Source organism: Asticcacaulis sp., from assembly GCF_020217185.1.
Lineage (GTDB): Bacteria > Pseudomonadota > Alphaproteobacteria > Caulobacterales > Caulobacteraceae > Asticcacaulis.
The window spans coordinates 1-10,000 of the sequence record NZ_JAIWNX010000320.1 but is presented as its reverse complement, the minus strand read 5'-3'; the positions used below and the strand labels follow the sequence as shown (position 1 = coordinate 10,000).

The following is a 10,000-nucleotide window of genomic DNA, read 5'->3' as shown; positions in this document are numbered from 1 at the left end:
CCACCACGGCGCTCAACCGCATCAGCAATGACTATGTGGTGACCGAAGGCGTTGACGCGCTTTACGTACAACTGCGCCACGCCGGTGAACGCCACAGCCTGATCTTTGGCGGCCGCTACGAGGATACGGCTACCGAAGTCAATGGCTATCGCGTCAATGGCAACACGGTCACGCCGCTGAATCGCAAGGGCACGTATGACAACTTCCTGCCCTCGGTGGTCTTCAGCTACACCATCCTGCCGAACCTCAAGTTCCGCACGGCCTATTTTGAGGCCATTGGTCGCGCCAACCCTTCCGATCTTGGCACCAATGAAAGTCTCAATGCGAGCAGCCTGACCCTGTCACGCGGCAATCCCGACCTGAAGCCGCGCAAGGCCAAAAACTACGATGCGGCGCTGGAAATCTACTTCCCCAACAAGGCGGGCATGATTTCGGTCGCGGCCTTTGCCAAAGACCTGAAGGATGAAATCTATTCGATAACGCTCGGCAAGACGATCATTGACGGGGCCGAATATACGGTGACCCAGCCGCAGAACGTGGCCAATTCCACCATTTCCGGTCTGGAATTCAGCGTGATCAAGAACAATTTCGATGTTCTGCCGGGTCTGTTGAGGAACTTCGGGGCATCGGCCAACTATACCCGCCTGCACGGCCGTGCCGATCTTCCCAACGGCGTGCGTACCGACCGTCTCAACCGTCAGCCGGCGCATCAGGCCAATGTCGCGCTCTTCTACGAAGACGGCCCGCTGAAGGCGCGCGTCTCCTATGCCTATACCGGGGAACGCTACACCTCCTTCTCAACGACGGACCCTTCGACCAACCGTTATGACAAGGCGTGGAAGCAGGTCGATTTTACCGCCCGCTATTCTCTGGGCCGCTATCAGATCATCGGCGAAATCCGTAACCTGACGGACCAGCATCGCGAAAACTACGATCAGTACGGGGTGCGTGACCTTAACTATTTCGGTCGCCAGTTCTGGCTGGGCGTCGCCTTCAAGCAATAGGCAGGCTGTGGACAGGCTTCGGCCTGTCCGCTTCTTTATTGTGAGTTCAAAATATGAAATCTGTTCTTGCGGCGCTTCTGCTGCTGTCTATCCCCGCGGCGGTTCAGGCCGAACCCCTGCCGCCGCTCAGCCTCGAAGCCCCCGCTAGGCCGCTGTTCGACGGCGTCCGTTATGAGAAGCGAGTGAGGGGCGGCAATGAGCCCATGGTGGCGCATATTGTGACGCTGGACCTGACGCGGGCGGGTTTGCACTTTGAGGTGACGCCGGGCGACCGCTCGAAAGGCATGGAACACGTCGCCCTGACGGCCAGCGAATATCAGCGCCGCTCCGGGGCGCAGATCGTGATCAATGCCAGCTACTTCCTGCCCTTTGCGGGCGGCAGCAAGGGGGCGGATGACTATTACCCCAAGAGCGGCGACCCGGTTAACGTCTCCGGTGCCGCCCTGTCGCATGGCCAGCCGGTGTCGCCGGTCGAAACCGATCTCGATATCCGCGTCAATTCAATCGTCTGTTTCAAGGCGGCGCAGGTGCTGATCCGCGAGGGTCAGGTCTGCCCGGCGGGGCAAACCGACGCCGTCGCTGCGGGGCCGCGCCTGCTCAGCGACCGGCACGCGCAGAGCTTTCTGGCCTTCGATAACAACTACGCCATGACCCGCGCTCCGCGCACCGCCATCGGTGTGTCGGCAGATGGTCGCACCGCCTGGCTGGTGGTGGTCGATGGTCGCCAGAAGGGCTATAGCGAAGGGGCGACCCTCACAGAACTGACGGACCTGTTTGTGGCGCTCGGCGCGGCGGACGCCATCAATCTGGATGGCGGCGGCTCCTCGACGCTTGTCAGAGAAGGGACCAACCACATGCCGGACGTGCTGAACCGCCCCATCCATACGGGCGTACCGGGGCGCGAGCGTCCGGTCGCCAATCACATCGCCGTCTATGCCCTGCCGTTGAAATGAGGCCTGATATGCGCGCTATCGCCCTTGCCGCCCTGCTGACCCTGACGGTATCGCCCGTGGCCGCTCAATCGAGCGGCTTCCCGAAGCTGGAAGAGTGGACGCCGCCGGTGGTGCAGACCGGGACGGCCAGGCTGATCCGCGAATATCCTGCCCCGGAAGCCCGTCAGGGCGTGGCGGTCGATGGCCGCTACGTCTATGCGGTGGTCAATTCGATCATCGGCAAGTATGACAAGCAGAGCGGGACGCTGGTCGCCCGCTGGACCAGCCCGCGCAACGGGCCGATCCGCCACATCAATTCGTGCTACGCGGCCCATAACGAACTGTGGTGCGCCAATTCCAACTTTCCCGAAGTACCGATGGGGTCTTCGGTCGAAGTGTTCGACGCCCGCACCATGACCCATAAACGCAGCCACAGTCTGGGGCTGCTGGACGAAGGCTCTCTGACCTTTTTCGAGCCCTATCGGGGCGGCTATATGGCGGGCTTTGCCCATTATGACGAGAAGGGCGGCACGGGGTTCAAGAGCAGCCGCTACAGCGCCATTGTCACCTATGACGCGCAGTGGCGACGCACGGGCGGCTGGCTGATCCCTGACGCGGTTCAGGCACGCATGGCTCCCCATGCGGCCTCCGGTGGCGGTATCGGCCCGGACGGCCTGCTCTATCTGCTGGGGCACGACCGCACCGAGCTTTATGTGCTGGCCAAGCCGCGTCTGGGGCCGGTTCTGATCCATCTGGCGACCATCGACATCGCCGCAGAGGGCCAGGCCTTTGTCTGGGACAAGACGGTCAAGAGCCGCCGTTTATATGCGATCAGCCGCCCCAAGGGCGTCATCCGGGCCTTTGAGATTCCCGAGGTTCGCCTGGATCACCCGGACGCCCGCCGGTTTTAGGGTTGGCGTCTGGATTGATTACGTAATCCGCCACCTTGGCTGGCGCCGCAATGGTGGCTGAACGGAATGACTCCAGTAGAAATCATTCCGGTTTAATGCGCACGCCGAAAGGTGTGCAGGGTAGCGTAAGATAATAGGGGACGATCCAAGCTGAGCGCCCCCCACTTTAACGCTTTCGGTTACATCAAAAGGCGCGTCTTCAGGGCAGCCACGTCGGCGGCGCTGAGGCCCAAATCTTCACGTACATAGCGCTCCCAGCCGCCTTCACGGGCTTCAATGGCGGCAAACGCGGCGTCGAGATAGCGCGCATCGACCCCCATCAGGGCCTGAACCACGTCCGGCGGCAGGCGGCGGAAGGCCGCCATCATCGGGTCTTCCTTTTCACCGGCCTTGGGCATGTCCGGGGTGTAGTAGCGGTTGGACAGCAGATAGTCTTCGGTCACCGTGCCGCGCGGCACGCCCAGGATCGTCAGGATGAGGGCCGTGGCAACACCGGTGCGGTCCTTGCCCGCCGAGCAGTTATAGACCAGCGGGGTTTCACCGTCGAGGATCAGGCGCATCAGGCGCTTATACTGGCCCGCAAACTTGAACGGCGCATCGGCGTAGAAGCCCGCCATCATGGCGCGGGTCTCTTCGGCGGTGACATTGCCCTTCTGGAAAAAGGCCATGAAGGGCGTCATGTCCATGTCATAGTCCTGCGAATAGACCGCGACCTTCATCTCGGCGGGCCACACGGCCGGGGCGCTGGCGCGTTCCTGTGTGGCGCGGAAATCGACATTGGTCTTGATGCCCAGTGCCTTTAACTGCGCAAAGCCGGCCGGAGTGATGCGGTTCATGGCGGCCGAGCGGTACAGGATGCCCCACTTCACTTCACGGCCGTCGGCGGTCTTGTAGCCGCCGATATCGCGGAAATTGTTGCTGCCTTCGACAGGGATCAGGCGACTTGGGGTGGCCACGGCGGCGGTGGTCTCGGCGTAGGCCACCGGGGCCATCGGCGCAGTGGTGAGAGCCACCAGCGCCATCAAGGGGAAAAGCTTTTTCATTTTATGTTCTTTGTCCTTAGATTTAGTAGTTAAAGCGCAGGCCGGCCATGAAACGGCGGCCGATCTGCTCGACTTCGGACGGGTGGCTCTCATCGCCTTCAAAGGCGATATAGGTCTCGTCGGTCAGGTTGGAGGCGTCGGCGAACAGGGTGAGGTTCTTGTTGAGGGCATAGCGCAGGCTTAGGTCGAGATTGCCATAGGCCTTGCGGTATTCGTCGCCGCCCGATCCGAGGCCCAGACCGCCCAGAGTGTCGGCCCAGTCGTCGCGCCACTGGTAAGACAGACGCGCCGAAACGCCGTACTTTTCGTAGGAGACCGAGGTGTTGACGATGGTCTTCGACGTGCCGGGGAAGGGCGCGCCCTTACGTGCCGGTGTGTCGAATTCGCCGTCCAGCAGGGCCAGGTTGCCGCTGAAGCCCAGCCCATCGAAGGGTGAGGGCAGGGTTTGGAAGGTCTGCTGATAGTTCAGTTCCAGACCATAGAGTTTACCGTTGCTGCCGTTCAGGGTCGAGGTGAAGTCGTAGCCCGTACGGTCCACGCCGTTCGCGTCATAGCGATCGTCGGTGATCCGGGTTTTGGAGTCGTAGAGGACATTATCCACCTTGCGGTAGAAGACGCCAGCCGACACCACGCTGTCGCTGGACAGGTAATATTCCAGGGAGGCGTCGCCGCCCCAGGTGTATTCCGGTTTCAGATACGGGTTGCCGCCTGAAATCGTACCCGGCGTCGAAGTGTCATTGATCGACGCGCCGGTGCGGATGGCCCCGAAGGACGGGCGCGCGATGCCGCGCTGGATCGCGCCACGCACGACCAGCTTTTCCGACAGGTCGAACTTGGCGTTCACGCTGGGGAAGACGTCCGTATAGTTATTATCAACCACCAGCGGCGTGACGCTCGTCCCCGACTTGGTAAAGCCGGCGATGCGCTGCTTCATGTGCTCGACACGGGCGCCAAAGACGACCTGACCGCCGGCCCAGCTATACTTGCCCATGCCATAGACCGCACCAAGGTTTTCGGTGATGTCATACAGGCTGGTCGGGTCGATAATGGTGGCCGGATTATACAGCCCGGCGGCGGCCAGCTTGGCCAGTGAGGCCTCAAAATCCGTGCGCAGCTTCTTGTTGTCGAGGTAGTTCAGAGTGATGCCGAGCGGGAAGCCCGTGTCCCAGGCCTTACCCGTTACATAGTTGGCGGCCTTGAGATCGCTCTGACCGATACGAGGCAAAAGGGCGGTGAGCAGCACGGTGGGCTGATTCATCGTATTGCCTTCGATCTCGCGGTGATCGTGCTGATAGCCGCCCTTGAAGGTCCAGTTGTCCATCTCGCGCGTCAGATCACTCTTGAAGGTCCAGCTATCAGCCTTGATGTTCGAGATGATCGGCAGACCGATATTGAAGTCGAAGGCGCCCTGATCCAGCGTCTTGATTGCTTCACCGCGGGCATAGGTGCCGGCGGTCGGGCCCGAAACGGTCTTGTACAGGCTGACCGTCGGGAAGTTGGGGTCATCGACGCGGTAGCTGAGCGAGGCGCGCAGCAGGGGGTTCAGCATCTGGTTCTGCAGCAGCAGCGGCAGATAGGTGTCGTTCGTCATCTTGGTGACGTTGGCGCGCCAGCTCAGGTTCCAGCCCTCATTGAAGCTGTGATCACCGCCCAAGGTCGTCAGTTCGTTCTTCGTGCGGTATTCGCCGAATTCGGTGGTCGAGCGCACAGGCACGCCAACCAGATCGCCACCCGTGGCCGTACGCGTGCCCAACAGGGCGCTCGACAGTTGGAAGGTGTAGTGGTTGCGTTCTTCGTCGTCCTTGAATTCCGACGATACCCATTTCAGGAACAGCTCGTGCCCTTCGGCCGGACGCCACTCAAAGCCCAGAGACGCGCCGTTGTTTTCGCGAACCAGCAGGTAGTTGCGGGCGTCGAAAGTGGCTATGCCTTTGCTGTCATAGGAGAATTCACGGTTGTCGGTCACCTGTTCGCGGCGATAATGCGACACGGCGGCCATCACACCGAAGGTGCCGTTCGACCAGGTGCCGCGCAGCGAGCCCTGGCGTTGCTCGCCACCGCCCAGCTCCATCTGACCGAGGCCGGCTTCGCCCTGAACGTCGAAGCCCTTGCGATTGAATGGCGAATAGGTGCGCAGGTCGATTTGCGCGACCACAGCCTCGGCAGGCAGGTCGGGCGTCAGCGATTTGTTGACGGCCAGCGATTGCAGGATGACGGCCGGAACCGCATCGAAACGGAAGGCCCGACCCGAACCGCCTTCGTCCACCCCGATCACCGGCACGCCGTCAAACGATACGCTGGTCCAGCGGTTGGGCGCGCCGCGCACCTGAATGTAGCGCTCCTGACCCTGGTCTCGCTGAACGGCGACGGCGGGCAGGCGCGACAGGGCCGCAGCGGAGTTCTGGTCCGGAAAGCGGCCGACCGTATCCGAAGCGATGACGCTGACCAGATTGTCGGCATTGCGCTGTTCGCGCAGGGCGGCAGCCTGAGAGTCACGCAGAGGCGCAAATACCACCACTTCGGTCACCCCGTCTTCGGTCGGTGCCGGGGCTGTATCAGACGCGGACTGATCCTCTGCACGGGCGTGCGCGCTGAGACCGACGCCCAGCGCCAGGGTGGACAAACCCGCCAGAGCGGCGGCACGGATGCGGTTTGGAGAAGAAGTGAACATGACTGGCCCCGGTTTAAATCGTCGATAGCGGGTCAGTTAGAACGTTTGTATGTAAAAATTTGAACGTTTATATGAAGCATTTGCAACGCCCGTATCCACACACGTATTTCATAAAACGACTGTGGCTTTTGGGCTGCGAAACGGTCTATAGACGACACGTATTGGCGTAGGATTGGCGTTAGAATGACAATTCAGGGTTTGAGGCGGGTTTTGAAGCCGGCCTCCGAAGGCAAAGGTAGTGGGGTAAGCGGTTCCTTGCGCGGTTTAGAGTCGGGTGCATCGCAGGGCTCGGCGGCTGAACGGCTGTTACAGGCCGTGGGGGGGATGTGGCGCAGCCACGGTCGCGCGCAGATGAGTGCGCGTCTCGTCGGGCAGAGGGCGGGCGTGCAAGCCTCTCAGATCAATTACTATTTTGGTGGGTTTGAACAGATGTTATGTTCAGCCCAGGCGCAAGCCATCGAAGCCGCCAGCCAGTGGTGCGAGGCCCGTCTGATGGATTTAACGCCACTGGACCTGTCCGTCGCGCAGGGAGAGTCCTTCGCACACATCCTGGCCGGATTGATCGAGGCGTGGTGCACGGAGGCGGCGGATCTGGCCTTTGCGTGGACCGAATGCCTGCTGCTGGCCGGGCGGGACCCTGGTTACGCCGATGCCGCGCGGCAGTGGCAGGCGCTGTGGACACGGTTCTTCGATGCGTTGTGCGCCCGCGCCGGCCTTTCGGCTCACAGCGCGCTGATGCGGCACTTTTTTTACGGCGAGGCCTTCATGCACCGCCTGATCTGGCGACCGGCGCTGGATCGGGCCGTACTGGCGGAAAGCTGCGTGAGCTGGCTACGCCTGTTGCTGAGCGGGGAGGCCGGGACCACGCCTCTGCGCGCCTGTGTACAGACCGAAGTTTGTCGCTATGCACCGGCCGTTCTGGTGGTGGGGTCCGTGCAGGCCCAGATTGCCGAAGCGGCAGCCGATCTGGTCGAGCGTGAAGGGGCGGCGGCGGTGACGCATCGCGCAGCCGCGGCAGCGGCGGGTCTGACCCTGGGGGCGACGACCTATCACTTCTCTTCCAGCGATGCGCTTCTGGGGGCAGCGTGGGCGGCCATCTATGCTCGCCTGACCCGTCCGGATGCCAACGATACGGCGCCACCCTCCGCAGAAGAAACGGTAAGGCGCGCCAACTTCATGGCGGTGATGACGCATTTCTTCGATAATCCGCAGCCGCAGAACCACATGCGCGGTATGGAGGAACTGGTATCGCAGGCGGCGCGCGACCCGAACCTGTCCGGCGTAGGGGCGATGATCCGCTATACACGCGGTCAGACCACCTACCTGACACTCAGGCGTCTGCCGCGCGAGGGTGCGGCGGCAGACAGGCAGACGGCCGCCTTGGTCTCAACCTGGTTGCAGGGTCTGGGGCGTGATTTGCGTGGCATGACCTCTGCTGAGCGCGCGCAGGCGGTTCACCAGCACTTGTCTATGGTGCTCGATATACTGAAAGTATCCGCATAGGCATCGGGACGTGTCTCGGCGCCTTCGACGAGTGGGCGCTCCGTCATCCGCCTTTTTGGCCCTGATCGTACTTTGACGCACCGAACTCAGGCCCAGGCGCTTCATCAGGCACAGCCTCGCCGTCTATTCGGGAATTGTTACCGACGGTCTGTGCCCGGTTAGTGATTTCTGCCGCAAAGACCTTGAGCATGTCCCCTGGACCGGCGGGCATCGCCGCGACTTCTGCAAGCGCGGCTGGTAATTCGGCCAGCGCCTATTTTGCGATACCCCAAATGGCGCACACAGACTCCGTGATCCGTTCGGCAAGGCCCCACGATATGTGGTCAGTATGAGCGGCGAAATCTACCCGTCTAATACCCTAGCCGAAGATGCCGACTGCATCCCAGAGGCTGAAGAAAAGAGCATTCCTTGCTCTATCAGTGACATGAGCCATTCTCGAATGCAGTACCAAGGGTCTTTTTCAATGACCCTTAATACAAACGCGCTTATCTCAAAACCCCATTAGATTTCGGGCCTTTCAGCCAAAAAGCAAGATATGGGGGGCGCCATGCCTCCAGGCATGGCCTCCGAATGCGTACGAGGGACGGCGAGCGACGGTGGGGTGTCGTGCTTCATTCCGCGGGGAAGGGTCCGGGAGGACAGCCATCAGCCTTGCAGGGCAGCGTGTCGTCCCACCAGATGAGCCGCACCACCCAATCGCCGGGTTCAATGCGAGGATCGGTCGCCAGGGAAAGAACCTGTCCCGCACGGGGGGCATTGATCGTCGCCACTGTGTCACCGAAGGGGTTGTGCACGGTGAACAGAGGCTGTCCGGCCGTGACCGTATCACCCAGCTTCACCCTGAGGCGGGCCCAGCCGCCTTTCGGCGATTTGACATTGCCAATTGCGTTGCCGACAAACGGCTTGCCCGGTCCTTCGGCCTTACCCGCCAGCATACCGCGTGTGATCATCAGATTGCGCAGGCCCGACAGGGTGCGCGCGATCATCGGCTCGTCAAAGGTTTCGGGCGCGCCCAGTTCGTAGGTCACGGCAGGTACGCCAATGGCGTTCAGCATGTTCTCGACAGCCCCATCGACGCCGGGGTCCATATTGATGACATCAGGTTTCAGAGCGTCGGCGATTTTGCGCGCCTCGCCCGTCTGGGCGAAGATATAGGCCGGATAGGTGGTCCCCCGCGACTGGGTATGGAGGTCAACGGCGAAGTCGGCATTCCCGACAAACAATTGGGTCCAGATGCGATGATCGTAACGCGTGGCCGGGCTGCCTGTCGCTTCATCGGGATGGGGTACGCTGGGCATCAGGCGGTTAAGATTGTCTCCGCCGGTGCCGATCACGTCAGAGGTAAAGCCGCGCGTAGAATGCAGGAGACCGGGCGTATTCAACCCCGGAATGGCCACGATGGTGCCGCTGAGGCTGTCCGGGCTTAGGGTTTCCGCCAGCGTATGTATCACCGCAATGCCATTCAGTTCATCGCCATGGATGCCGGCGGTGAGCAGCAGTTTCGGCCCCGGCTTCGCGCCCTTGATCACCACGACCGGAATGTACCAGCCCTGACCGATAGAGGTGTCGAGTACGCGGAACCACAATCGGGTTTTGCCAGCGGGCAGGTCCGCGACCTCCAGCCTGTCAACGACCTTCACGCCGTCGATGCGGTCGCCGGTATAGGTCGTGGCCGCGGAAAGCGGCGTGGCCAGTGTGAGCAGGGCGAGGGCAGCGAGGCTAAAAAGACGTGAGCGCATACGGGCAATCCAGACTGATCCGACGCTTACCTTAGCCCTGCACCGCTGCGGTGTCCATTGGCCGCATATGACGTCAATGCGCCTTAACGCCAACGCTAAATTCGCTTAGGCCGTAGACTCATAACGCTCTGATCCAGATGCGAGAGGCTAAAATCTTGACAGCGGCAAGGAAGTTGAGGGGATTTTTGTCATACCGC

General features: G+C 61.5%; 7 protein-coding genes. 4 read left to right on the top strand and 3 right to left on the bottom strand.

Going from position 1 to position 10,000, the window contains the following annotated elements; translation table 11 throughout:
* The 3 genes from LDL37_RS16430 to LDL37_RS16420 all read left to right on the top strand — a co-directional run.
* Positions 1–1,004, top strand: a 1,004-nt coding sequence (locus tag LDL37_RS16430; protein ID WP_290799990.1) for a TonB-dependent receptor, incomplete at its 5' end; no start/stop codon positions are given.
* Between the two features lie 53 nt (positions 1,005–1,057).
* The gene (locus tag LDL37_RS16425) at positions 1,058–1,957 is read left to right on the top strand and encodes a phosphodiester glycosidase family protein (protein WP_290799988.1); all 900 of its coding nucleotides are present in this window, start codon (positions 1,058–1,060) and stop codon (positions 1,955–1,957) included.
* 8 nt (positions 1,958–1,965) lie between these two features.
* Entirely contained in the window at positions 1,966–2,847 is an 882-nt protein-coding gene (locus LDL37_RS16420) for a hypothetical protein (RefSeq protein WP_290799986.1), read from the top strand.
* A 179-nt stretch (positions 2,848–3,026) separates the two neighbouring features.
* Here LDL37_RS16420 and LDL37_RS16415 read toward each other — a convergent pair whose 3' ends face one another.
* Positions 3,027–3,890, bottom strand: a complete 864-nt coding sequence (locus LDL37_RS16415) for a tyrosine-protein phosphatase (protein WP_290799984.1) — start codon at positions 3,888–3,890, stop codon at positions 3,027–3,029.
* 22 nt (positions 3,891–3,912) lie between these two features.
* The gene (locus tag LDL37_RS16410) at positions 3,913–6,561 is read right to left on the bottom strand and encodes a TonB-dependent receptor (protein ID WP_290799983.1); all 2,649 of its coding nucleotides are present in this window, start codon (positions 6,559–6,561) and stop codon (positions 3,913–3,915) included.
* Positions 6,562–6,912: 351 nt separating this feature from the next.
* Between LDL37_RS16410 and LDL37_RS16405 the strand changes: the two genes are divergently transcribed.
* Complete coding sequence (locus LDL37_RS16405) at positions 6,913–8,064, top strand: hypothetical protein (RefSeq protein ID WP_290799982.1); 1,152 nt, start codon at positions 6,913–6,915, stop codon at positions 8,062–8,064.
* 611 nt (positions 8,065–8,675) lie between these two features.
* On the opposite strand, the gene LDL37_RS16400 is transcribed toward LDL37_RS16405, so the two are convergent.
* A complete protein-coding gene (locus LDL37_RS16400) occupies positions 8,676–9,803 on the bottom strand; it encodes a succinylglutamate desuccinylase/aspartoacylase family protein (RefSeq protein ID WP_290799981.1) in 1,128 nt (375 codons plus the stop codon).
* Between the last annotated feature and the right edge of the window lie 197 nt (positions 9,804–10,000).